18 protein-coding genes and 1 tRNA gene are annotated in these 23,937 nt (G+C 48.5%); 14 read left to right on the forward strand and 5 right to left on the reverse strand.

Annotated features, from left to right (window positions below):
- Positions 1-97 precede the first annotated feature (97 nt).
- Together lepB and GGU45_RS01360 are read left to right on the forward strand one after the other, a co-directional pair.
- On the forward strand, positions 98-1,639 hold the full coding sequence (gene lepB / locus GGU45_RS01355; RefSeq protein WP_435221329.1) for a signal peptidase I: 1,542 nt from the start codon (positions 98-100) through the stop codon (positions 1,637-1,639).
- A 64-nt stretch (positions 1,640-1,703) separates the two neighbouring features.
- On the forward strand, positions 1,704-2,516 hold the full coding sequence (locus GGU45_RS01360; RefSeq protein ID WP_435221330.1) for an MBL fold metallo-hydrolase: 813 nt from the start codon (positions 1,704-1,706) through the stop codon (positions 2,514-2,516).
- 80 nt (positions 2,517-2,596) lie between these two features.
- Here GGU45_RS01360 and GGU45_RS01365 read toward each other — a convergent pair.
- A tRNA-Leu gene (locus GGU45_RS01365) sits at positions 2,597-2,680 on the reverse strand.
- A 313-nt stretch (positions 2,681-2,993) separates the two neighbouring features.
- On the opposite strand from GGU45_RS01365, the gene GGU45_RS01370 reads away from it, so the two are divergent.
- From GGU45_RS01370 to GGU45_RS01385, 4 genes are all read left to right on the forward strand, one after another.
- Positions 2,994-5,309 carry a PSD1 and planctomycete cytochrome C domain-containing protein gene (locus GGU45_RS01370; protein ID WP_435221332.1) on the forward strand — a complete coding sequence of 772 codons (2,316 nt, stop codon included), beginning with the start codon at positions 2,994-2,996 and terminating at the stop codon, positions 5,307-5,309.
- A gap of 36 nt (positions 5,310-5,345) precedes the next feature.
- Positions 5,346-6,794 (forward strand): DUF1501 domain-containing protein, encoded by a 1,449-nt coding sequence (locus GGU45_RS01375; protein WP_435221333.1) that lies wholly within the window; start codon positions 5,346-5,348, stop codon positions 6,792-6,794.
- A gap of 382 nt (positions 6,795-7,176) precedes the next feature.
- Positions 7,177-8,202, forward strand: coding sequence for a 6-bladed beta-propeller (locus GGU45_RS01380; protein ID WP_435221335.1), 1,026 nt, complete (start codon positions 7,177-7,179; stop codon positions 8,200-8,202).
- Between the two features lie 5 nt (positions 8,203-8,207).
- The gene (locus GGU45_RS01385; protein WP_435221337.1) at positions 8,208-10,364 is read left to right on the forward strand and encodes an FN3 associated domain-containing protein; all 2,157 of its coding nucleotides are present in this window, start codon (positions 8,208-8,210) and stop codon (positions 10,362-10,364) included.
- Between the two features lie 24 nt (positions 10,365-10,388).
- On the opposite strand, the gene GGU45_RS01390 is transcribed toward GGU45_RS01385, so the two are convergent.
- Positions 10,389-11,285 carry a sugar phosphate nucleotidyltransferase gene (locus GGU45_RS01390; RefSeq protein ID WP_435221339.1) on the reverse strand — a complete coding sequence of 299 codons (897 nt, stop codon included), beginning with the start codon at positions 11,283-11,285 and terminating at the stop codon, positions 10,389-10,391.
- Positions 11,286-11,354: 69 nt separating this feature from the next.
- Between GGU45_RS01390 and GGU45_RS01395 the strand changes: the two genes are divergently transcribed.
- Positions 11,355-12,227 carry a 1-aminocyclopropane-1-carboxylate deaminase/D-cysteine desulfhydrase gene (locus tag GGU45_RS01395; protein WP_435221341.1) on the forward strand — a complete coding sequence of 291 codons (873 nt, stop codon included), beginning with the start codon at positions 11,355-11,357 and terminating at the stop codon, positions 12,225-12,227.
- Between the two features lie 353 nt (positions 12,228-12,580).
- Positions 12,581-13,240: a hypothetical protein gene (locus tag GGU45_RS01400; protein WP_435221343.1), complete on the forward strand. Its 660-nt coding sequence runs from the start codon at positions 12,581-12,583 to the stop codon at positions 13,238-13,240.
- 28 nt (positions 13,241-13,268) lie between these two features.
- Here the strand turns inward: GGU45_RS01400 and GGU45_RS01405 are convergent, their stop codons facing one another.
- The 3 genes from GGU45_RS01405 to apaG form a co-directional block, all read right to left on the reverse strand.
- Positions 13,269-14,378, reverse strand: coding sequence for a PA0069 family radical SAM protein (locus GGU45_RS01405; RefSeq protein WP_435221345.1), 1,110 nt, complete (start codon positions 14,376-14,378; stop codon positions 13,269-13,271).
- A 253-nt stretch (positions 14,379-14,631) separates the two neighbouring features.
- Positions 14,632-15,240: a 2'-5' RNA ligase family protein gene (locus GGU45_RS01410; protein WP_435221347.1), complete on the reverse strand. Its 609-nt coding sequence runs from the start codon at positions 15,238-15,240 to the stop codon at positions 14,632-14,634.
- Between the two features lie 84 nt (positions 15,241-15,324).
- A complete protein-coding gene (gene apaG / locus GGU45_RS01415; RefSeq protein ID WP_435221349.1) occupies positions 15,325-15,711 on the reverse strand; it encodes a Co2+/Mg2+ efflux protein ApaG in 387 nt (128 codons plus the stop codon).
- Between the two features lie 216 nt (positions 15,712-15,927).
- Here apaG and GGU45_RS01420 point away from each other — a divergent pair, with 216 nt between their 5' ends.
- The 6 genes from GGU45_RS01420 to GGU45_RS01445 all read left to right on the forward strand — a co-directional run bounded on the left by GGU45_RS01420 (position 15,928) and on the right by GGU45_RS01445 (position 23,933).
- Positions 15,928-17,379 (forward strand): NADP-dependent isocitrate dehydrogenase, encoded by a 1,452-nt coding sequence (locus GGU45_RS01420; RefSeq protein WP_435221351.1) that lies wholly within the window; start codon positions 15,928-15,930, stop codon positions 17,377-17,379.
- Between the two features lie 131 nt (positions 17,380-17,510).
- Positions 17,511-19,223, forward strand: coding sequence for an IlvD/Edd family dehydratase (locus tag GGU45_RS01425; RefSeq protein WP_435221352.1), 1,713 nt, complete (start codon positions 17,511-17,513; stop codon positions 19,221-19,223).
- Positions 19,224-19,239: 16 nt separating this feature from the next.
- Positions 19,240-20,001, forward strand: coding sequence for an SDR family NAD(P)-dependent oxidoreductase (locus GGU45_RS01430; protein WP_435221354.1), 762 nt, complete (start codon positions 19,240-19,242; stop codon positions 19,999-20,001).
- A 305-nt stretch (positions 20,002-20,306) separates the two neighbouring features.
- Positions 20,307-20,894, forward strand: a complete 588-nt coding sequence (locus GGU45_RS01435; protein ID WP_435221356.1) for a hypothetical protein — start codon at positions 20,307-20,309, stop codon at positions 20,892-20,894.
- 25 nt (positions 20,895-20,919) lie between these two features.
- Complete coding sequence (locus GGU45_RS01440) at positions 20,920-23,067, forward strand: cation:proton antiporter domain-containing protein (RefSeq protein WP_435221358.1); 2,148 nt, start codon at positions 20,920-20,922, stop codon at positions 23,065-23,067.
- A gap of 38 nt (positions 23,068-23,105) precedes the next feature.
- Positions 23,106-23,933, forward strand: a complete 828-nt coding sequence (locus tag GGU45_RS01445) for an ATP-binding protein (protein ID WP_435221360.1) — start codon at positions 23,106-23,108, stop codon at positions 23,931-23,933.
- Positions 23,934-23,937 lie beyond the last annotated feature (4 nt).

A 23,937-nucleotide genomic window follows, 5' to 3' on the forward strand; every position in this document is an offset into this window, starting at 1 on the left:
TTTATTTAAAAAAGGAGCAAATTGTTAATTCTGTAAAGCAAAAGGCAACATTGTGCCCCCTTTACAATAAATTTGTTGATTAAAATAGTTTGAATCGATGCCACTGCACCATTTAATTGTTGTATACCTGATCAGTATCCTGTTAGTATTTCTTCCTTCCTTTGGTTTGGCTCCCCTGTTTAAAAGGGCCGGGTATGCATCGTGGAAAGCCTATGTGCCGTTTTACAACACCTGGGTGATGCAGGAAATTACCGGACGTCCCAAACATTGGGTGTTCTGGCAGTTTATCCCGGTTGTAGGCTGGTTCATCACACCAGGGATCTTCATTGAGTTTGCAAAAGTGTTTTGCCGGTTTTCTTTTGCCGATCATTTTTTTGCATCCTTATTGGCACCCTTTTATTTTCCCTGGCTGGCCCGCAATAAAGACGCCCGTTTTATAAAAGCCGAAGGCGTCAAACATCATCAGAAACCCGCGTGGAGGGAGTGGGTGGATGCTGCTATCTTTGCTGTGGTAGCCGCTACGCTGATCCGAATTTTTGTATTTGAAGCCTATGTAATCCCATCAAGCTCGATGGAAAAAACCCTGCTCATTAATGACTATCTTTTTGTAAGCAAGTTCAGCTACGGCCCCCGCATACCCAACACCCCGCTTTCGGTGCCTTTTGTACACAACTACCTGCCCGGAAGTACAGCCAAATCCTATACCATGCTTATTGAGCTGCCTTATATCCGGTGGTTTGCATCTCCTGTAAAACGGAATGACTGCGTTGTATTCAACTTCCCCGAGGGAGATACGGTTATCAATAAAGACGGTTATCAATCGGCCCAGCCGTATTATATGTATGAACGCATGCTGGGCAGAGACCGCGTATTGAACGACCCTGAATTTCAGCCGCTGGCCGTGCACCCGGTTGATAAAACAGATAACTATATTAAGCGTTGCATCGGAATTGCAGGCGACTCGCTAAAAATTGTGGATGGCATTGTGTATATCAATAACCAGCCGGGCAACATCTCGCCCACTTCCGCTACCTTCTATACCTTCCGCACCAGGAACAATGCACCCATTGATGCCGATTTCCTGCGGGAGTCCGGCATCCGGCTGAACATGGAAAGCAACAGCCCCGATTTTTCTGTTATAAGCGGAGGCAGTTACAGCATTAATCTTACCCTTCCGGAACTGGATATCCTGAAAAAGATTTCGGTAATTGACCCTAACAGCATTGTAAAAGACGTGTTACCAGCAGGATTTACAGAACCTGGTGTTTTCCCTTTTGATACGCTGCACTTTAAATGGAACAAAGATAATTTTGGCACGATCTGGATCCCCAGAAAAGGGGCTACTATTACTTTAAATCCGCAAAACATTGCCTTGTACCGCCGGGCCATCCAGGTATATGAAAAGAATACCCTGACCGAAAATGCAAACGGCACTTATGTCATCAATGGCACCCCCACCAATCAATACACTTTTAAGATGGACTACTACTGGATGATGGGCGATAACCGCCACAAATCCCAGGACAGCCGCTATTGGGGCTTTGTACCCGAAGATCATGTGGTGGGCAAGGCCGCCATGATATGGTTCAGCTATGAAAATGGTCCCCGCTGGAAGCGGTTCTTTAAGATCATAAAATAGATTTTTAACAGTAGCCGCTATTACGGGCATTTAGATGATGTCGCGAAACAACGTATTTTGCAGCATGAGCAGCCTCTGTTTTACCTCTCTTAATTCCGGAAGTAATGGCAATTGTTATTATATCGGCAACGATGAGGAAGCGGTATTGATCGATGCGGGGCTATCCTGCCGGGAAACCGAGAAAAGAATGTCCCGGCTGGGACTGTCTATGAAAAAAGTAAAAGCGGTATTCATATCGCACGAGCATGGCGATCATATCAGGGGGCTCGAAGTACTATCCCGAAAACATCAGCTTCCCGTATACATTTCCTCCGCCACGCTGCGTTACGCGGGCCTTCAGCTGGACCCCGCCCTTGTGCGGCCGTTGGATGCAGCAGTACCCATCGCAGTTGGCGCGCTCATTATTAATGCTTTTTCAAAATATCATGATGCCGCAGATCCGCATAGTTTTACGGTAGAGGACAGCCATACCTGTATCGGCATTTTTACGGATATTGGCAAAGTTTGTGCAAATGTGAGTACGCATTTCCAAAGATGTCATGCGGCCTTCCTGGAGGCCAATTACGATGAAACGCTGCTTGAAAATGGCCGGTATCCTTACCATCTGAAAAAAAGAATCTGCGGCGGCCAGGGACATTTATCCAACACAGAGGCATTGAATCTTTTTCTTTCCCACCGACCTGTGTATATGAGCCACCTGCTCCTCTCCCATCTTTCGGCAGATAACAATAACCCCGACCTGGTTCGTGATCTTTTTCATAAACAGGCAACAACAACCCAAATTATAATCGCCTCGCGATACCGGGAAACTCCGGTTTATACCGTTTCCGGCAGCCCCGGTGTTCCGCTTGCCCCCGAACAGCTGACTTTGTTTTAACAAAGCCTTTTTAGCTTCTGAAAGCGCGGCTCCCAACGCTTCAAAAAAAAAACCCTTCCGATTTTATCGAAAGGGCTTTGTGCCCGGGACTGGATTCGAACCAGCACATCCTTGCGAACGCTGCCACCTGAAGACAGTGCGTCTACCAATTTCGCCACCCGGGCTTTTATTTTAGTTTAAAGTGATCATTAATGATCTGAATCTCAAACTTTAAACAGAACTAACGGGCTGCAAATATAGGTGAAAATCCGAAATACAAAGAAATAAATATCGCTCTTTTTTAAAAAAACAGGCAATCTGTAAAAAACGCAATTCTTAATAACTCCGCATCACTGGCAAACAATAACATTTACATGTTTGCCGACCATGTATACCTCCCTGTTTTTATTTCCTTACACCCGGCTAAAACCTCCTTCAAACGATCAATTATGCTTAAATTTACGGATAGAGAACTTCTTTTTGAACGATTACATAAAGATGAAAACAACGATATCGCTTACCACCTTAGTGCTGATAACAGCAGCAGTTATTTGCTGGGCTTCCGGTTGCAGCAATAAAAAAAGCCCCTCAAAAAACAAGGTCAGTTATAACTATGATGTGCGGCCCATTCTTTCCGACAAATGTTTCGCCTGCCACGGTCCGGATAAAAACAAACAGGAGGCAGGGCTGCGTCTTGATATCGAAGCCAATGCCAAAGCCCCGCTGCGGGAAACAAAGGGCGCTTTTGCCATCGTGCCCGGAAAACCGGGCGCATCCGAGCTGATCAAAAGGATTACATCGACCGACCCCGAGTACCAGATGCCTTCGCCCGAGTCGCACCTGGGTTTACTGAACAAGGACGAGATTGACATCCTCACCCGCTGGATCGAAGAGGGGGCCCGTTATGAAAAACACTGGGCCTTTATACCTCCCCAAAAAACGGCCCTCCCCGAAATCGATCATAAAGAATGGGTAAAAAACGAGATCGATTATTTTACTGTCAAAAAAATGCAGGATCACGGCCTTGCGCCCAACGAAGAAGCCGATAAAAGCACGCTGCTCAAACGCATATCACTGGATCTTACAGGTTTGCTCCCCAGCCTGGAAATGCAGCGGCAATTTGAAGCAGATCAAAGCGCCACCGCCTATGAAAAGGCCGTGGACCGGCTTTTGGCAAGCCCGCAGTTTGGAGAAAAAATGGCCATCCACTGGCTGGATATTTCGCGGTACGCCGACAGTTACGGTTACCAGGATGATGATATCCGCACCCAATGGCCTTATCGCGATTGGGTGATTCACGCCTTTAATAATAACATGCCCTACGACCAGTTCATCACCTGGCAACTGGCCGGCGATCTGCTGCCCGATGCCGGCAAAGAACAGCTGCTGGCCACAGCCTTCCTGCGCAACCATAAAATAACCGAAGAAGGCGGCGTTATACCCGAAGAGTACCGGGTAGAATACGCCATTGATAAAGTAAAAACCTTTTCCAAAGGCATACTGGCTATGACTGCCGAATGCGCCCAGTGCCACGATCATAAATACGACCCCATTTCACAAAAAGACTATTACAAATTATTTGCCTTTTTTAATACCAGCAAAGAGCAGGGCCTGGAAGGCCTGGTAAACTCCGGCCCGGCCAAAACGCCGGTGTTGACTCTAACAACGGACGATACCAAAAACCTGCTCACCTTTATTAATAAAAAAGATACTGCCGGTGTGCGCGTATCGGTAATGGGCGAACTGGATACCCTGCGTACCACTTACGTACTTAACCGGGGTGTTTATGACCAGCATGGCGAAGTAGTTACGGCCGGGGCTCTACAGGCAGTAATGGATTTTGACACCACCATCTATTCGCCCAACCGGTTGGGACTGGCAAAATGGACGGTAAGCAAAAAGAATCCGCTAACGGCCCGTGTATTTGTAAATCAGCTCTGGACGCAGCTCTTTGGCAAGGGCATTGTAAAAACGATTGGCGATTTTGGTATGCAGGGCAACCTGCCCACACACCCGCAGCTGCTCGACTGGCTGGCCGCGGATTTTATGGAACACGGGTGGAACATGAAGTACCTGATCAAAAAAATGCTGCTGTCAGCTACGTACCGGCAATCATCAAAAACCAGCCCCGATAATCTTAAAAAGGACCCGGACAATGTATACTACGCAAGAGCAACGCGCATCCGGCTGCCGGCAGAAGGCATCCGCGATATGGTATTGGGCAGCAGTGGCCTGCTGAATAAAGAAATAGGCGGGCCCAGTGTAAAGCCCTACCAACCCAAAGGATTGTGGGAAGCCGCCACCTCCGGAAGGGGCGCCCTTACGGCCTACGCCCAGGATAACGGGCAGGCGCTTTACCGAAGGGGCATCTATACCTTTATTAAGCTTACGGTACCCCCGCCCTCCATGATCATCTTTGACGCCAGCAACCGGGATCAGTGCGAAGTAAACCGGCTAACCACCAACACGCCCCTGCAGGCCCTCATCATGATGAACGACCCCACAGTATTGGAAGCCTCAAGGGTTTTTGCGGAAAAGCTATCGGAGAAGGAAGGCAATACTGATATGGCCATCAGCACGGCATTTGAAAGCGTCCTTTGCCGCAAACCCGCTGCACGGGAAATGGAGATTCTTAAAAAATATTATGCAGACCAGCTGGTCTTATTCAAAAATAAAAGCGCCGAGGCAGAAAAAACAATGGCCGTAGGCGAATATCCGCACACCGGAAGCCCGGCCAACCGCACAAAAGCGGCAGCGCTGATGCGGGTGATCAACATGATCTATAATATGGAAGAAGCGATAGTGAAGGGATAAAACACATTAAGAAATATTGACAAAAGAAATTACGATATGGAAAAAGAAATACTGGAGCATGGCCTCCACCACAATCGCCGCCGCTTTCTTACAAAGCTGGGAATGGGCATTGGCGGCGCCGCATTGGGCACCCTGCTTATCCCGGATCTTTTTAGCAGCAAGGATGTGGAAGAAGCCATTGTTTCGGGCCTCCCGCATTTTGCGCCCAAAGCCAAACGCATTATCTACCTCTTTCAAAATGGTGCACCCTCGCAGCTGGACCTTTTTGATTATAAACCAAAGTTGAATGAAATGCAGGGGCAGGACTTGCCCGAATCCATACGAAAGGGACAGCGCCTCACCGGCATGACAGCCAACCAGGCCAAATTTCCCTTGGCCGGCTCCGTCTTTAAATTTAACCAGTACGGAGCCCACCGGGCATGGATCAGCGAGCTGCTGCCTTATACTTCCCGCATTACAGACGACCTTTGCATCGTAAAAAGTATTTATACAGAAGCCATCAATCATGATCCGGCCCTCACCTTCTTTCAAACAGGTGCACAGGTGGGCAACCGCCCCAGCATGGGCGCCTGGCTTAGCTATGGCCTGGGCAGCGAAAACAAGAACCTTCCGGCATTCTGCGTATTACTATCTAAAGGAAAAGGCAATGGCCAGGGCGTATATTCAAAACTCTGGAGCAATGGCTTTTTAGACTCCATTCACCAGGGCGTTCAATTCAGTAACAGCGAAGACCCTGTACTGTACCTCAACGACCCGGATGGCATGAGCAAAACGGAACGCAGAAAAATGCTGGATCATCTTTCCGAGCTTAACAATGAAAGTTACGGCGTGGTGGGCGACCCGGAAATAAAGGCCAAAGTACAGCAATATGAAATGGCCTACCGCATGCAGACTGCCGTGCCGGAGGTAACCGACCTCAGCAAAGAACCCGAATCTATTATTAAATTGTATGGCCCCGATTGTCTGGTGCCGGGCACCTATGCGGCCAACTGCCTGCTGGCCCGCAAACTGTCGGAAAACGGGGTGCGTTTTGTACAGTTGTATCACCAGGGATGGGACAGCCACGGCAACCTTCCCAGTGAACTGGCGGGTCAGTGCCGCGATACGGACCAGGCTTCTGCGGCATTGGTGACCGATCTCAAGCAAAGAGGCATGCTGGATGAAACCCTGGTAATATGGGGCGGGGAGTTTGGGCGTACCAATTACTGTCAGGGAGCCCTTTCCAAAGACAACTATGGCCGCGATCATCACCCCCGTTGTTTCACCATGTGGATGGCCGGTGGTGGCGTTAAGCCCGGCGTTTATGGCGAAACCGATGAATTTGGCTACAACATCGCTTCGGACCCGGTACACGTACACGACTTCCATGCTACCGCATTACACCTGATGGGGCTGGATCATGAGCGGCTGGTGTACAAGCACCTGGGGCGCCGCTATCGCCTTACCGATGTGGCCGGCAAAATAGTAACAGGCCTGATGGCATAGGTTCAATTTGAAAATGTGAATCGTCAATGGTGAATAGTGAACAGGAAGCTACCGGCGTTAGAAGCCCGGATCGGGGCAAAGAACAGAGACCTCAAAACTGCCTTAAACAACATTCAACCATCTTCAACAACATTAAACAACATTCAAATTTACCCTCCGGCACAGATGAGTAGAAGCACCCCAATCTTAAACATGAAACGTAAAACAAAACAAATAGCATCACGTATAAAACAAAAACCGGTCAACACTTTCAAATGTCCGGAAACGGATCAGAACTAAAAACATTTCACTTTTCACATCTAACATCTCACTTCCCACATTCAACATCTCACCAACAACATTTCACTTTTCACATTCAACATCTCACATCCCAACAAAAAAAATGAACAGAAAAAAATTCCTTCAAAATACGGCCCTCGGCGTTACCGGCATCCTGTACACCCCGCACTGGCTCATAAAAAACGAAGTGGTCTTAGGACATAACAATAAGAGATACCGTTTAAATACCCAATGGAGCCAGGCTGATGTGGCCCGATACCCGGTAAACGACTGCCACGAAATGGTTCAGGATAGAAAAGGCCGCATCCTGCTGCTCACCAATGAAACAAAAAACAATGTGCTCATTTACGACAAAAGCGGGAAATTTTTAAGCGCCTGGGGCACAGAATATCCGGGTGCCCACGGGCTTACACTCTTTAATGAAAACGGAGCGGATATGTTGTTCATCTGCGACAACAAACGGCACCAGGTTATTAAAACCACTATCGATGGCAGGGTATTGCTGACACTGGATTACCCCCGCGAAACCGGCGCATATACCAAAGCGGAAGAATACATACCCACAGAAACCGCCATAGCCCCCAACGGAGACATTTACGTGGTGGACGGGTATGGAAAGGATTTTGTAATCCAATACGATGCTAAAGGCCGTTATATCCGGCATTTTGGGGGGCGCGGCAATGAGCCCCGGCACCTGCTTAATGCGCATGGCATCTGCATCGACCATCGCCATAAGAAACCCATCCTTATCATCACCTCAAGACAACAGAATGCTTTTAAAAGATACACAATGGAAGGCGTATACATCGATACCGTGGAAATGCCCGGCGCCTGGGTTTGTCGCCCCGTTATACGCGGCCCCTATCTTTATGCAGCAGTACTACAAAGCAGCAGCAAGCTGAATCAAAAATCCGGCTTTGTAACCATACTCAACAAAAACAACGAAGTTGTATCCAATCTTGCGGGATCTGCACCTCAATACACCAACGGGAAGCTGCAGGAGCTGTATCAGACCACACCGGCTTTTCAATACCCGCACGATGTGTGCGTGGATGATGACGAAAACCTTTATGTGGCCCAATGGAATTCCGGAAAAGTGTACCCTTATAAATTAGAGCCCGTTATTTAAAAAGTATGATGAAGCAACTGAAATGGCGGGAGCTGTTCTTTAACGGGTGCATAGCCCTTAACAGCCTGTTGTTATTTTTATTGATTTTTGATCCGTATCTCCGGGTGCCGGCCTATATGCAGGTGCTGGGCAGGGCCCACCCGCTGATGCTCCATTTCCCCATTGTGCTGTTGCTGGCGGCCTTTTTGTTGGAATGGTTGCTGCGCTCCCCGCGGCAACGACCGCTCCTGCCTATAGCCGATACCCTGTTGCTTGCCGCTGCCTTTACAACAGTTGTTACCGCCCTGATGGGCCTCCTTTTATCAAAAGAAGAAGGCTACGACAGCGATGCCCTTTATATGCATAAATGGATGGGGGCAGCCTGTTCCTTTTTAAGTATCGGCTGGTATGCTTTCCGCAGCCGGATCCGCGGACATAGCGGCGCCCTTATAGCCACGGGCTTTTCATGCTGCATGGTACTACTAATTGCGGGCCACAAAGGCGCCGCCATTACCCATGGGAACGATTTCCTGCTGGCCCCTGTTATAAGCAAAACTACCGGACCTGCAGTGCCGTTACAGACTGCCGTCATCTATACGCATCTGATACAACCCATCCTCGAAAACAAATGCATGGGCTGCCACAACCGTAATAAAGCCAAGGGTGAGCTCATTATGGAAACCACCCAGCTCCTGCTCCGGGGAGGAAAGAACGGGAAGCTCTGGGATACCACGGCTGCAGACCTGGGCCTCCTCATGCAGCGCATTCATTTACCACCTGATAGCAAGGAGCATATGCCCCCCAAGGGAAAGCCCCAGCTTACCGAGGAAGAAACCAGTTTACTTTATTTATGGATAAAAGACGGGGCCAGCTTTACAAAAAAAGTGGTAGACCTGCCCGGCGGCGATTCGTTGCGAATGCTCGCTTCCTCCTTCTTTAAAAACGATGACGAAGAGGAGGCCTACGATTTTGCCGCAGCTGATGAACAATTGATCACCGGGCTGAATACGGAATACCGGGTAATAACCCCCCTGGCCCAGGGCTCTCCCGCCCTTGCCGTTGACTTTTACGGAACAGCGGCGTTTAAGGCGGCGCAGTTGAAGGATCTTGAAAAAATTAAAAACAATATAGTATCCCTGCAGCTCAGCAGGATGCCGGTAACCGATGAAGATCTTAAAACGATCGGCGCCTTCCGGAATCTGAGAACGCTCAATCTCTCGTTTACGGCCATAAAGGGCAATGGCCTCCGGTATCTTTCGGGCTTACAGCATCTCCGGCAGTTATCCCTTTCGGGAACCGGCGTTCAGCCCGCACAACTGCATGTTCTTGCACCAATAAAAACGCTTCATACCGTTCAGATCTGGAACACCTCCCTTACCACAAATGATCTGGCTGCGCTGAAAGCCCGCTTTCCGCAAACCGCTTTTAATATCGGTTATAAAGGTGATACGGTAATAGCAAAACTAAGTACCCCCGTTTTTAAAACACAGCAACGGATTTTCAAAAACAACCTTTTGCTGGAAATAAAAAACCCCATTAAAAGTGCGGTTACCCGCTACACGCTTGACGGCAGCGAACCCGATAGTCTTCAATCGCCTGTTTACCGGCAACCCATTCCCATCAGTCAGGCGGCTACCGTCAAGGCAAGATCTTATCTGCCCGGGTGGATCACCAGCGATGTAGCCAAGGAAAGCTTCTACAAAAGCAGTATTCAACCCGACAGTATACAGCTGATTACCGCGCCCGAAAAAGCGTACCAGGCAAGAGCACAGGAGGGAAAAGCGCTTATTGATGCACTATTAGGAAACGAAAATTTTGGCACAAAAGAGTGGATCGGCTATAAAGTACCATTTGAAGCTTACCTGTTTTTTAAACAACCGGCAACGGTGAGTTCCGTCACATTTGGTTCGCTCGTTTCCGTAAACAGTTTTATTATGCCCGCTCATGAATTACAGGTTTGGGGCGGAGCTTCGGCCCAGTCGTTAAAACTACTGGGACGGCTGCAGCCGGTGCAGCCTACTGCCGTGGTGCCAGCCTATACCACAGGTTATGAATGCCACTTTACCGCACAACCGGTACAGGTCATCAAATTAATTGCCAAACCCGTGACCAGCCTTCCTTCATGGCATACCGGCAAGGGCCAAAAAGCCTGGGTATTTTTAGATGAAATCCTGGTGAATTAATCTGTGTTCCGAATGATGCAATGATTAGCCCCAGAGGTTGGTGCTGTACTCCCCTTTTCCGATCAGGTCGTTCAGTTGTTTTTGAACCGCAGGTGCATCCTCCTTATAGGTAACGCCAAACCAGGGTGCGTCCGTTTTAATCACTTTTACCACACCGCCTTCTTTAATAAAATGATCCACAACGGCGGGGATCAGGAACTCGGATTTGGGAACTGTCAGGTTTTCTTTTATAAATACTTTAAACTGATCTGCATACCAGCTATATACCGAAGGATGAAAACACCAGAAATTCATGGACACCGTTGTATCTTCAGCAAGCTCACGGGGTTCCAGGCCATCATCAGAGATCACCACCGCACCCTGTTTAGCTATATTATAACGTTCTACTACACTCTCCAGGTTGCCGTTGGCATCGAGTCCGCAAACACCCCGGTTAACAGTACCATGGTCCGACAGGGTGTTCATCAAATTATATCCTACAACAGCATAGGTCTTTTCATCAGCTGCCGTTGTTAAAAATGCATACGCTTTGCGAAAAGAATCCGCTCCGTAAAAATCATCGGCATTGATCACTGCAAAAGGCTCGTTCACTACAGGTTGGGTGCTCAGCACCGCGTGCCCCGTTCCCCAGGGTTTAGTGCGCTCTTCCGGTATTGTGGCGCCATCCAGGAACATATCCAGCTCCTGGAAGGCAAATTCGTAATGCACCTTGCCATCCAGCTTAGACGCAAACAATTCCCTGAAATTGGCTTCAAACTGCTTCCGGATCAGAAAAACTATTTTACCAAAGCCCGCACTGATAGCATCTGCAATGGAATAGTCCATGATGGTTTCTCCGGAAGGCCCAAATGCTTCTACCTGTTTCATACTTCCGTAACGGGACGCCATGCCGGCGGCTAAGATCACTAATGTAGGTTTCATTCAATTTTTTTTTATGTCTTGTATCGGATTGATATATTTATACGCAACGAGATCTCAAAAATAGGTAAAATGGAAGCAATTCAGGAAGATTTGGCAACTTTGGAGCCGGCACCCTGGCTGGGCAACGGGTATACAAACGTGCAGGTACTCCGGCTGGACCGGGTGCATCCGCTTATCAGCGGCAATAAATGGTATAAGCTGCGCTTTTACCTGGAAACCGCCCGCCGCCAGGGAAAAAATGTAGTAACCTTTGGCGGCGCTTATTCCAACCACATCCTGGCCACTGCAGCCGCCTGCAGCCAGGCAGGCATACCCTGTGCCGGTATCATCCGCGGTGAGGCGCCGCTGCACCATTCACAAACGCTTACAGATGCCGCCGCATTGGGTATGGAGCTTCATTTTATTACGCGTGAAGCCTACAAACAGCAGCAACTGCCTGCCCCGTTCAGAAACGAAAGCTGGCTGATGATCCCCGAGGGTGGATATGGCATCCCCGGCATGCTGGGCGCCGCTACCATCCCCATTCCCCCGGGTGTTTACGACCGGATCTGCTGCGCCACCGGCACCGGCACCATGATGGCCGGGCTCCTGCATGCCGCCAGCCCGGGCACAGCCGTAACCGGGTTCAGTGTTTTAAAAAATCATCGTCAGTTATCAGCGGAGGTCCATGCCCTCCTCCCTGGTCTGGCTGCTGCCCCCGCTATTAACCACGACTTCCATTTTGGGGGCTATGCAAAATATAACGCCACGCTGATTCAGTTTATGAATACATTTTACACGCAAACAGGGATTCCCACCGATTTCGTGTATACGGCCAAGCTTTTTTATGGGGTAAAGTCCATGCTGGAACAGGAATTTAAAAACGACCGCAATATCCTGGTGATCCATAGCGGCGGCCTTCAGGGAAACCGGTCCCTACCAAAAGAAACGCTGATCTTTTAAGAGGCAGAGGCACATCTGACATTTACCGAAACGAGGAAGAAAAAATGTAAAATCGCATAGTCACAAAACAGCCAGTGTCTTTTAAACAGTACTCAATTTCACCCAAATGCAGGCTGAGAAGAGCGCCCAAACCAGAAAAGAAATCACCCAATGGCAAAAAAACAGTATCAATTGACACATCCATCCTTATTGAACTTTTTCGCAAAACAAACAAAGCGAATGCGGTGTTGATTTCGCTGATAAGACCGGTTCATCCTTACATTTTTTAAGGTTTATTTAAAACCAGCTGCCCTATCTTTGTTCAAATCAAAAATTACGGAAGATACAGCGTATTGGATATGAAAAAAATAGCTTTGTTACTCTTGATCGGATCTGTACTCAGTAATCACTCGTTTGGACAGGAAGACCTTCCCAAAGATTTTTCGGTACTAAAGGTTGGTAAACGGGTGGTCGTTTCCTGGACGCATAATTTCCCGTCGGTAAAAATGATCTCTGTTCAACGCTCCTACGACAGCAGCCGTTATTTTCAGTCGATAGGCGCACCACCGGATCCGAACCTTAAAGACAATGGCGTCTCCGATCCTAATCCACCCAATGACAGCATGTATTACAGGGTTTATGTATTACTGGACGGATCCCGTTATGTAATGACCAAAGCCAAGCGCCCCATGATAGATACCTCCCTGCTTACACCTCCGACAGATGTAAACACCAACAATGTCCCGCCCCCTAATACTGCCAGTTTTTTGCCGGCGGGATTTATACAGTCGCGGTATATTTTTATGACCCCCGATCGCTATATACGCGTGGAACTCCCCATGGATTCCAAAAAATATGATATAAAATTCTTTAGCGAAAATTACCAGCCGCTGTTTGAATTGAAAAACGTAAAGGAAAAAAGATTCAAACTCGATCGTTCTTATTTTTATAAGGCAGGGTATATCAACTTTGAGCTCTACGCGGATGGGAAAGTGCTGGAAAAGTATAAACTATTTCTTCCAAAGGATTTTTAGCCCGGGGGGGGAAGCAGCTAGCCAACCGTTAAAACAGGGTACCCTGCTGCCCCGGCCTCCTGAAGGCGGTGCGGCTTAACCCGGTTTCTCCCTCATTCATCTGATACAGTTTTCCATAGCGGGCGTACTGCTGCGCTATTATTTGGGCAATATGCCCTTCGCCCCGCATGCGTAAGCCCCAGCGCGAATCATTCACCTTACCATTATGGCTTTGTTCAATCAGGTGCCAGATCTTATCCGCCCGGTCCGGAAAGTTCTTATATAGCCAGTCGTGAAACAGCAATTTGATCGCGCCGTTCAGCCGGATAAACGTGTAGGCGGTAAAGGTAGCGCCGCGTTCGGAGGCAGCTTTCATAATGCGCTGCATCTCGTGTTCGTTCAGGCCCGGGATCATGGGGCCCATCATTACGCCCATGGTTACGCCGGCGCCGCTCAGTTCTTCAATGACCTTCAGCCGCTGCAAGGCCGTTGTGGTGCGGGGTTCCATTACCCGGCGCAGTTCTTCATTAAAGGAAGTAATGGAAACCATGGCCCGGACAATATTTTTTTTTGCCATTTCCTGCAATACATCTTTATCCCTCAGGATGCCGGCATTTTTTGTGAGGATGCCCACCGGCTGGTTAAACTCATTGCACACTTCCAGCAGCCTCCTTGTTAACCGGTATTTTTTTTCCGCCGGCTGGTAGCAATCTGTATTGCCGCTCAGCATAATGGGAGTGGCCTCCCATTTGGGATGCATCAGCTGTTTACGCAGCAGCTGCGGCGCATTTGTTTTTACGATGATCTTCTGTTCAAAATCGATGCCCGCGCTATACCCCCAGTATTCATGCACATTACGGGCATAGCAGTAAATGCAGCCATGCTCACATCCCGCATAGGCATTCATGCTGTACCCCATGCCTACATCCGGACTTTCCACTTTGTTCACAATTGTTTTTGCCTCCTGTTCCAGATACTGCGTTGGCAAACAGGCTTCCTCCCAGTCATCAATTGCTTCAATATGTTCTTTTACGGTTGCATTTTTAAGAAAACGGTTGGGTGTATTGATCTGGGCTCCCCTCCCCTGCAAATACTGTTGAACCTCCTCCTTTTTTGAAACAGACACTTTAAAATGATCCTGCTTTAATTTTTTTTCCATAGTTGCTTTTTTGTTTGATGTTTGACGTTCCAGGTTTCAGTTTGAGGTACTAACCGGCTCTTTCGTACCTTAGTAGATTCATCAGCCATCAGCCATCAGCCATCAGCCATCAGACATCAGCCATCAGCCATCAGACATCAGCCATCAGACATCAGCCATCAGCCATCAGACATCCTCACATTCCCACATTTTCAAATTCTCACATTTCCAAATTCTCACATTTCCAAATTCTCACATTTCCAAATTTCCAAATTCAAAACATCACCCCCTGCCTTGCCAAAAGCGGCTTGCTTTTAAACTCAAAGCGCTCCACTGTTTTGTATGGCGCTGCCTCATCCGTTCGCTTCAGCAAGGTCATGGCATTGGCCATAAACTTTCCGCTGAAGTTTTTATCCCGGTACTCCAGCCAGCCGGCTTCATATTGCCAGGGACGGAGCCTGCGGGCAATCGTGATATGTGGCTCCAGGATAAAATGGGGCTTATGATCCTTATCCGGCTTCATCAGCGCCTGGCTGTCGGTACGGATACTCTTTACCAGGTTCTGGATTCCGGTCCTGGTAGCTACATTGAGGTAAATGGTATGAGAAGGAAAACTTCCATAACCCGACAGTTCTACGCAAAAGGGCATCCATTCATCAGCCTTATGGCGGAGCCGCTGCCGGATCCGGGTTTCCATACCCTCAAACTGGCTAAACCGCACCAGGGTAAGGTGCGGCTTACCCCGGACAGCCTCCGGCGCCTGGTACTTTTCAAAGAAAGATTGTTTTTCCAAACGGATACGGTTAAACAATTCTTCATGAGGTGTTATCAATAAAAGGTATTCAGCAACGGCCACCGCTTCCACGGATTCAATAGCTTGCATAAAAACAGTTTCACACAAAGCTAATTAATTTAGTTTTATATAACTAATATTTTTAGCAAATTGTTGCAAAAAAAATCTCCCGGATCAATTAAATTTTGAGGGAGCAATCATTTCAAATTCCGGAATCTCCACAGAAAAAAGCTGATGGCTGTTCTGGTTTTCCATTTCGTAACTGCCCTTCATTTTTCCCATTTCAGAGCGAAGATTGCAGCCGCTCATATACTGGTAACTCTCACCCGGTGCCAGTACCGGCTGCACCCCAACCACTCCCTCACCCTCCACCTGCCGGTAACTGCCGTTACTATCGAAAATATACCAGCTGCGCCGCAGGAGCTTCACCGAAAAAGCATTATAATTTTCGAGGGAAATACGATAAGCAAACATAAATTCAGACTGCAATGCATTGCTATATTCAGGCTGGAAGAACACCTCAACATTTACATGAATACCGGCTGAAATCAAACTGCTCATGGGTGGGAGTTTTGGTAAATATAGCATTTTTTAACGGTCTTCCCATTTATTATGGAGCCAGATTCTCCTAACTTTGCAGCGCTATTGAGTTTGTTAAATGGAGCAACCTGTTTAATTTTTTTAGATAATAAATTATTACGACTTGAAATCCAGCGCTATTTAACAACACGCTTAATATCATAATAACAAACACTAAAAAGTAAATCAAATCTTTTCATGAAAATTGCAGTAGCAAAAGGTGATGGGATCGGTCCTGAAATTATGGACGCCGTGATCAAAATTTTTAAAGCCGCGGACCTACCCCTCGAATATGATTACGTGGAAATGGGCAAATGGGTGTTCGACAAAGGCTTTAACAACGGCATGACCGATGAAGCGAAAAAAACCATTGAAACGCTTGGCATCCTGTTTAAAGGCCCCATGGAAACGCCAAAAGGAAAAGGCGTTAAAAGCATTAATGTTACCGCCCGCAAAACCTGGAACACCTATGCCAACAAACGGGTGTTCCAGACATTGCATGGTGTGGATACGGTCTTCAGCAAAGCCGGAATTCCCATTGATATTACGATCGTGCGCGAAAATATAGAAGATACTTATGGCGGCATTGAACACATGCTTACACATGATGTAGCATTGAGCCGCCGTTTTATCACCCGCCCGGGCAGCATGCAGGTAATCCGTTACGCATTTGAAATGGCCCGGCAAAAAAACGCCCGCAGGATTACTTGTGGTCACAAGGCCAATATCATGAAGCTCACCGATGGGCTCTTCCTCGAATGCTTTTATGAAGTGGCAAAAGAATACCCGGAACTGAAGGCCGATGACGTAATCGTAGATGATCTTTGCATGAAGCTGGTAGTGCAGCCCAATAACTTTGATGTAGTGGTGCTTACCAACCTGCAAGGCGATATTGTATCTGATCTTTGTGCCGGGCTGGTGGGCGGACTGGGCTTTGCTCCGTCTGCAAATATTGGCGATCATATCTGCATCTTTGAGGCGGTACATGGAACAGCGCCGGATATTGCCGGCAAAAACATTGCCAATCCCACAGCACTGCTGCTGAGCGGTATTGCCATGCTGCGGCACCTTGGGCTGCTGGAAAAAGCAGCACAGATCGAAAACGCGCTGCTGTATACCCTGGAACGGGGCGTGCATACCGGCGATTTCGGAAACAAAGCCATCCCGGCAGTAAATACCACAGGTTTTGCCGATGCCATTATTGCCAATCTTGGTAAGAAACCCGAGCTCAATGCAAAACCCGAACTGGCGGATATAGCCAGCACCTGTACCGTAATGCATCTTGATAAAAACGTGATGCTCGAATCAAAAGAAAGCAGCGAGGAGAAGATCGTTGGTGTGGATCTGTTTATAGAAAGCTCTGAACTGCCCGAAGTAATCGCAAAAAAATGCCAGCGGCATGCGGGGGTAAAATTCAATATCGTAAATGTAAGCAACCGCGGTACACAGGTATGGCCAACGGGCTCCGTTTACACCGACCTGGTAAACCAATACAATGTGCGTTTTGAAAGCATCGACAATCATCCGCTTACACAGCAGGATGTAATCGGGCTATATGTAAGCCTGAGCGGCGATTTTAAAATCTGTTCGCTCGAACTGCTTAATGAGTGGGAGGGCAAAAAAGCATACAGCCAGGCGCAGGGCCAGTAAAAAATCGTTTTAAAAAATAAAAGCCCCGGCTGCACCTGAATCAGGATGCAGCCGGATTTTTTTTATACCGTACCTTAGAGCAGCATTTCAATGATAAAATAGTAGCTTGCAGCATAACGCAGTCTTTTCATATGGAAAAAGAAAACCTCAGAAGCCGCAACTGGTTTGGCCGTACCGGGAAGGATGGTTTTATCTACCGCGCCTGGATGAAGAACAATGGTATTCCGGATCATGAATTTCGCAAACCGGTAATCGGTATCTGCAATACCTGGAGCGAACTAACCCCTTGCAATGTACATTTCAGAGACCTGGCAGAATATGTAAAGCGGGGAATCCGCGAGGCGGGAGGCTTCCCTGTTGAGTTCCCGGTGATGTCGCTGGGCGAAACATTAATGAAGCCGACCACCATGCTGTTCCGCAACCTGGCCAGTATGGATGTGGAGGAAAGCATTCGCGGGAACCCCCTGGACGGGGTGGTACTGCTCTGCGGCTGCGATAAGACCACGCCCTCCCTCGTGATGGGGGCCTGCAGCGTAAACCTGCCGGCCATTGTAGTATCCGGAGGGCCCATGTTAACGGGCAGGTATAAAGGGGCCAGCATTGGCACCAGTGACGTATGGCGACTTGCTGCCGGGCTGGAAGAAGGCACCGTAAATGAAGAGCAGCTGCACGAAATGGAAGCAGCGCTCTGCCACAGCCAGGGGCACTGTGCGGTAATGGGCACCGCATCTACCATGGCCTGCATGGCAGAGTCGCTGGGGCTTACCCTGCCCGGCAATGCAGCCATCCCTGCCGTAGACGCCCGCCGTAAAGTGCTGGCCCAGCAGTCCGGAAGCCGGATCGTGGAAATGGTACGGGAAGATCTCAAACCATCTGATATTCTTACCCGTGCGGCTTTTGAAAATGCCATCATCACCAATGCCGCAATCGGTGGCTCCACCAACTTCATCCTTCACCTGCTGGCCATTGCCGGGCGTATAGGGGTACCTCTGCAGCTCAGCGATTTTGATACCCTGTCAAAAAATATTCCATTAATCGTAAACCTGCAGCCTTCGGGGCAATTCTTCATGGAAGACCTCTATGATGCCGGCGGGTTACCCGCTGTCCTTAAAGAACTGGATGCCCATCTGCATAGGGAGGCCCTTACAGCTAATGGCAAAACCATCAGCCAAAATTACCAGCATGCCCAATGCTACAACGCATCCATCATCACCAATACCGGCCAACCATTTAACGCGGGCACGGGGCTGGCCGTTTTAACCGGCAATATTTGCGAACAGGGAGCCGTAATCAAACCATCGGCCGCAACCCCGCACCTGATGCAGCATACAGGCGCCGCTGTTGTTTTTGAATCGATCGATGATTATAAGCAGCGCATTCATGACGACGACCTGGAGGTAGATGAAAACAGCATCCTCGTTCTGAAAAACGTAGGCCCCAAAGGGTATCCCGGCATGCCGGAGGTTGGCAATATGACCTTACCCAAAAAACTGCTCAAAAAGGGGATCACGGATATGGTACGCATTTCAGACGGACGTATGAGTGGAACGGGCTTTGGCACCGTTGTCCTGCATGTAGCGCCCGAAGCAGCCACCGGCGGCAATTTCAGCGTATTAAAAACCGGCGATATCATAACACTGGACGTACACAACCGCAGCCTTTACGTACACCTGGGCGATACTGAACTGGCCGCACGCAAAGAGCTGTGGCAGCCGATCCCCGCCCATAGCACCCGGGGTTATGTGCACCTGTATACCACCCATGTGCAGCAGGCCAGCCTTGGAGCTGATCTTGATTTTTTAAGAGGCGGCAGCGGCCCTCATGTTACAAAAGATTCGCATTAACACCTAAAAGCAAGTAATGAATTTTACCAATAGAACAGCCATTGTAACCGGGGCCGGCCAGGGCATTGGGTTTGAAATATGCCGGCAACTGGCTGCAGGCGGGGCCCGCGTAATTTTAAACGATATTGACGAAGCACAGGCCATGAAGGCAACGGAAACCATCAACCGGCAATATCCCGGCAGCACCGATCCCCTGCCTGGTGATTGCAGTGAAATGACAGTAATTGATCAGATGGTACAAGCGGCCGTTCAGACCACCGGGCAACTGGATATCGTCATCGCCAACGCAGGTATCACCTTATTTGGCGCATTTTTAAACTATCCTCCCGAAGACTTTTATAAAGTGATGCAGGTGAACCTGGGCGGCTCTTTCTTTTTGGCACAGGCAGCCGCCCGCCTGATGCGGCAGCAAAGCAGTGGTGGTTCCATTTTATTTATGTCGTCCGTTACCGGACACCTGGCCCATAAGGGATTGGTAGCTTACGGCATGAGCAAGGCTGCACTGGAAATGCTGGCCCGCAACCTGGTTATCGAACTATCGGAATATAATATCAACATCAACTCCATTGCACCCGGTGCCACACTTACGGAACGTACCACCACCGACAAAAGCTATGAGGAAACCTGGAAAAAAATCACACCCGGTGGCCGGCCCGCCACTGTATCCGACATTGCCCATGCCGCGCTGTTCCTGGTACACGAACAATCGCGGCACATCAATGGCCAGCGCCTGGTAATAGACGGAGGCTGGACCAGTGTAGGCATTCAGCCGGAATAAGAGGGTAACAAAAACAACTGCTGATTGATACCGCACAAAATGATATACCGCTTTTTTAGCAGAAGAAGATTTTTCGATTGACAAACACCTGCTGCTCCCGTTCACTTTTCAAACGGATCCAACCTGGAACATTGTACCGATTCCCGGGAAAACATTAAACAACTTTCAGCATCAGGCATGGAACGCACAAGATCTAACCTGGAACCTTAAACCTGAAACTTTAAACGAATCCCTGAAACAGGCGCTAAGCCTTTAGCCTTCGGCGTTTTTTTATATCTTAGCAAGACTGCACCAAATTTCTAATTATGAAACAATTTTTGATCATCGGTATTATTTTGTTGGGGCTGAGCTTTAATGGATGTGGCTTTGAGGAGCGGCGAAAACAGCTGGACAGCAGAGAGCAGGCGCTGAATGCCCGCGAACAGGCGGTTATGTTGAAAGAAAAGAAAATCGTACTGATGGAAGACAGCCTGAAACGCTATGCCGCAAAAATGGATTCGGCCAGCCGGGTACCGGACGAGCCCCGCATTCCACTGCCCGATTCCCTCGCCGGGAGCTGGAATGTAACCATGATTTGCACACAAACCAGCTGTACCGGCTTTGCCGTGGGAGATATCCGCAAAGAAAACTGGCAGGTCATGGGAAACGGCGCCACCGTTACGGTACGCGCCCTCCAGGGCAATAAGCTGATCCGCGTTTATACCGGCAGTTTCACGGGCACCGGATTAAATCTTTCCACGCCGGAAACAGAAAGCGTTTCCCCTTCAGCAACCATGCAGGTGATTTTGAAAACAGATAATATCAACAAATGGAGCGGGCAGCGCAGGATCGTTTTATCCGATGGTTGCGAAACCATTTTTAAAATAGATATGGACCGGATGAAAACTCAATAATCGCCAACCTTAATTCATTACCGATATGCTGTTAAATATTGCAGAAGCAACACTCCCCGTTACAGATCCCATTCTAAAGTACCTGATTGTTATCATTATAGTGCTGCTGGCCCCCATCCTGCTCAACAAGCTGAAGATACCGCATCTCATCGGACTCATTATCGCCGGCGCACTCACGGGGCCTAACGGGTTTGGCATACTTGACCGGGACAGCAGTATCGTGGTATCCGGCACTACGGGGCTGTTGTATATCATGTTCCTGGCCGGGTTGGAAATTGACCTTATCGAATTCAAAAAAAACAAATGGAAGAGCATCACCTTTGGGATGTATACATTCTGCATTCCAATGATCATTGGCACACTGGGCAGCTACTACCTGCTGCACTTCAACTGGATGACCTCCATCCTGCTGGGCAGCCTTATTTCCTCACATACCCTCCTGGCCTACCCGATTGTAAGCAAACTTGGCATTGCAAAAGACAAATCCGTTAACATTGCTGTAGGCGGTACCATGATCACCGATACACTGGCCCTGCTGGTACTGGCGGTAATTGTTGGAATGACCAAAGGCAAGGTAGATGCTGCTTTCTGGCTGCGGCTAACGCTTTCGATACTCGCCTTCGGGCTGATTGTTTTGCTGCTCTTCCCGGTTATTGGCAGGTGGTTTTTTAAAAAAGTTACGGACCGGATTTCACAATTCATTTTCGTGCTGGTAATGGTTTACCTGGGCGCCGTGCTGGCCGAACTCGCCGGTGTGGAAGGCATTATAGGAGCGTTTCTTGCAGGACTGGCACTCAACCGGCTCATTCCCACCACCTCGCCGTTGATGAATCGTGTAGAATTTGTAGGCAATGCCCTGTTTATCCCTTTCTTCCTGATCAGCGTGGGTATGCTTATCGATTTCAAAGCATTTGTAAAAGACGCCGAAACCATCAAAGTTGCGGCCATGCTTACCATTGGCGTAATTGCCGCCAAATACCTGGCGGCCTGGGCTACTACCAAAACCTTCCGGATGAATAAACACCAGCTGCGGGTCATCTTTGGCCTGAGCCTGGCCCAGGCTGCCGCAACCCTTGCAGCCGTAATGGTAGGCTATAACATTATTATATCCGAAACACCAGAGGGCGAACCTATCCGCTTACTGAATGAGGCCGTGCTAAATGGCTCCATCCTGGTAATCCTTATTACCTGTACCATCGCTTCGTTTACCGCGCAAAAAGGAGGACAGGCACTGGCCGAAGAAATAGGAACCGGGTCGGCCGATGGCAGGGATGAGGGTGAAAAAATACTGATCGCCACCAATGCTATTGAAAAAACAGAACACCTTGTACAACTGGCGCTCTCCATAAAAACGTCCGGCAGCACCAGCCCGGTTTATGCCCTAAATATCATCAATAAACATGATGCACCCGATGAATCGGACCGGGCGGGGAAAAAAATACTGGAACTTGCAGTACAAACCGGCGCCGCTGCCGATGTAAAGGTGCAAGACATCATCCGTTTTGACGACAATATTATTAACGGTATCACAGGCGAGGTAAAGGCCAATAAGATCACCGACCTGATCCTTGGCTACAGCACCAAACCCTACAATTCTGTAAAGAGCTTCGCACTGATCAACGGCATTCTTGAAAATGATAAAATCACCACCTATGTTTACAACCCCGTACAGCCTTTATCTACCATCCGGAACAACATTATTGTAATTCCCCAAAATGCGGAACGCGAAACCGGCTTCTTTTACTGGCTGTCAAATTTATGGACGCTGGCAAAACATTGCGGCGGCGGGGTAAAGTTCTTTGCAGCAAAAAATATCGAACCGCTGCTAAACAGCCTGAATGAAAAAAACCCCATCCAATACCGTTTTACCGAGTTTACCAACTGGGAGGATATCCTGATCCTCTCGCGGGAGGCCGATAAAAACGACCTGATCATCTTTGTGCTGAGCCGCCCCCAATACCCCTCCTATAACCAGCACATGGACAGGGTATTTACTTACCTTGACCGGTATTTCCGGTCCAGCAATTTTCTCCTGATTTACCCGATACAAGTGAAGCCCGCGGAAACGGATGATTTTTATAGCAGCGACCAGCATTTTCTGAACCCCACTGTAGACCTGGAAAGTCTGGGAAAAGACATCGGGCGCATATTCAACCGCGATAAAAATGGGTAAAACGGCTTTTTGCCTATCTTCACCCAACAATATCAGTTATGAAATCGATCTACTTCTTTTTATCCCTGCTGGTTACCGGCAGTTCTATAACCGGTTATAGCCAGCATACGATTGTTCAGCTATGGAAGACCCGTGATTCCATCCCCGTTCCCGAATCCGTTTTGCCGGTTCACCGCGAAAATGAACTGTATGTTTCTCTTATTGATGGCAAGGGAAATGAAAAAGATGGCAAGGGAGGCGTTGGCATCCTGAACAAAGACGGAACCGTTAAAAACCTCAGCTGGGTTACAGGGCTAAATGCTCCAAAGGGGTTAGGGTTATATAAAAAGAACTTATACGTTGCAGACCTTACCGATGTAGTGGTGATCGATATAAAAACAGCAAAGGTCATCAAAACAATACCCATTCCCGGCGCCGTTTTTCTGAATGATATCACCGTTGATCGTAAAGGAACGGTTTATGTGTCCGACACCCGCCAGAATAAAATCTATAAGCTAACCAACGACAAGCCCGAAGTATTTATGGAGGGCGTTAACAGTGCCAATGGTCTTAAGGCAATTGGCACCGATCTTTACGTACTTGCAGGAAAAGAATTATGGAAGCTGGACGCCCGCAAAAAGAAAACCATCATTGCATCGGGCTTTGAGCAAGGCGGCGATGGGTTAGAACCGGTAGGCAACGGCGACTTCCTTGTTACCTGCTGGCCGGGGATCATATACTATGTTGCAGCCAACGGTAGTTTTCACAAAATGATGGATGTACAGGGGCAGATGAATACGGCCGACCTGGGATATGATGCAGCTACAAAAACGCTGTATGTGCCCACATTCAATAGCTGCAGCGTTGTTGCTTTTGAATTAAAATAGCCCG

It is taken from the genome of Niabella hirudinis (assembly GCF_051201075.1).
Taxonomy (GTDB): Bacteria; Bacteroidota; Bacteroidia; order Chitinophagales; family Chitinophagaceae; genus Niabella; species Niabella hirudinis.

What these genes read in the sequence shown, in the direction of transcription:
- lepB (WP_435221329.1), top strand. Translation starts at nt 98, where the DNA reads ATGCCACTGCACCATTTAATTGTTGTATACCTGATCAGTATCCTGTTA.
- GGU45_RS01360 (WP_435221330.1), top strand. Translation starts at nt 1,704, where the DNA reads ATGAGCAGCCTCTGTTTTACCTCTCTTAATTCCGGAAGTAATGGCAAT.
- GGU45_RS01370 (WP_435221332.1), top strand. Translation starts at nt 2,994, where the DNA reads ATGAAAACAACGATATCGCTTACCACCTTAGTGCTGATAACAGCAGCA.
- GGU45_RS01375 (WP_435221333.1), top strand. Translation starts at nt 5,346, where the DNA reads ATGGAAAAAGAAATACTGGAGCATGGCCTCCACCACAATCGCCGCCGC.
- GGU45_RS01380 (WP_435221335.1), top strand. Translation starts at nt 7,177, where the DNA reads ATGAACAGAAAAAAATTCCTTCAAAATACGGCCCTCGGCGTTACCGGC.
- GGU45_RS01385 (WP_435221337.1), top strand. Translation starts at nt 8,208, where the DNA reads ATGATGAAGCAACTGAAATGGCGGGAGCTGTTCTTTAACGGGTGCATA.
- GGU45_RS01390 (WP_435221339.1), bottom strand. Translation starts at nt 11,285, where the DNA reads ATGAAACCTACATTAGTGATCTTAGCCGCCGGCATGGCGTCCCGTTAC.
- GGU45_RS01395 (WP_435221341.1), top strand. Translation starts at nt 11,355, where the DNA reads ATGGAAGCAATTCAGGAAGATTTGGCAACTTTGGAGCCGGCACCCTGG.
- GGU45_RS01405 (WP_435221345.1), bottom strand. Translation starts at nt 14,378, where the DNA reads ATGGAAAAAAAATTAAAGCAGGATCATTTTAAAGTGTCTGTTTCAAAA.
- GGU45_RS01410 (WP_435221347.1), bottom strand. Translation starts at nt 15,240, where the DNA reads ATGCAAGCTATTGAATCCGTGGAAGCGGTGGCCGTTGCTGAATACCTT.
- apaG (WP_435221349.1), bottom strand. Translation starts at nt 15,711, where the DNA reads ATGAGCAGTTTGATTTCAGCCGGTATTCATGTAAATGTTGAGGTGTTC.
- GGU45_RS01420 (WP_435221351.1), top strand. Translation starts at nt 15,928, where the DNA reads ATGAAAATTGCAGTAGCAAAAGGTGATGGGATCGGTCCTGAAATTATG.
- GGU45_RS01425 (WP_435221352.1), top strand. Translation starts at nt 17,511, where the DNA reads ATGGAAAAAGAAAACCTCAGAAGCCGCAACTGGTTTGGCCGTACCGGG.
- GGU45_RS01430 (WP_435221354.1), top strand. Translation starts at nt 19,240, where the DNA reads ATGAATTTTACCAATAGAACAGCCATTGTAACCGGGGCCGGCCAGGGC.
- GGU45_RS01435 (WP_435221356.1), top strand. Translation starts at nt 20,307, where the DNA reads ATGAAACAATTTTTGATCATCGGTATTATTTTGTTGGGGCTGAGCTTT.
- GGU45_RS01440 (WP_435221358.1), top strand. Translation starts at nt 20,920, where the DNA reads ATGCTGTTAAATATTGCAGAAGCAACACTCCCCGTTACAGATCCCATT.
- GGU45_RS01445 (WP_435221360.1), top strand. Translation starts at nt 23,106, where the DNA reads ATGAAATCGATCTACTTCTTTTTATCCCTGCTGGTTACCGGCAGTTCT.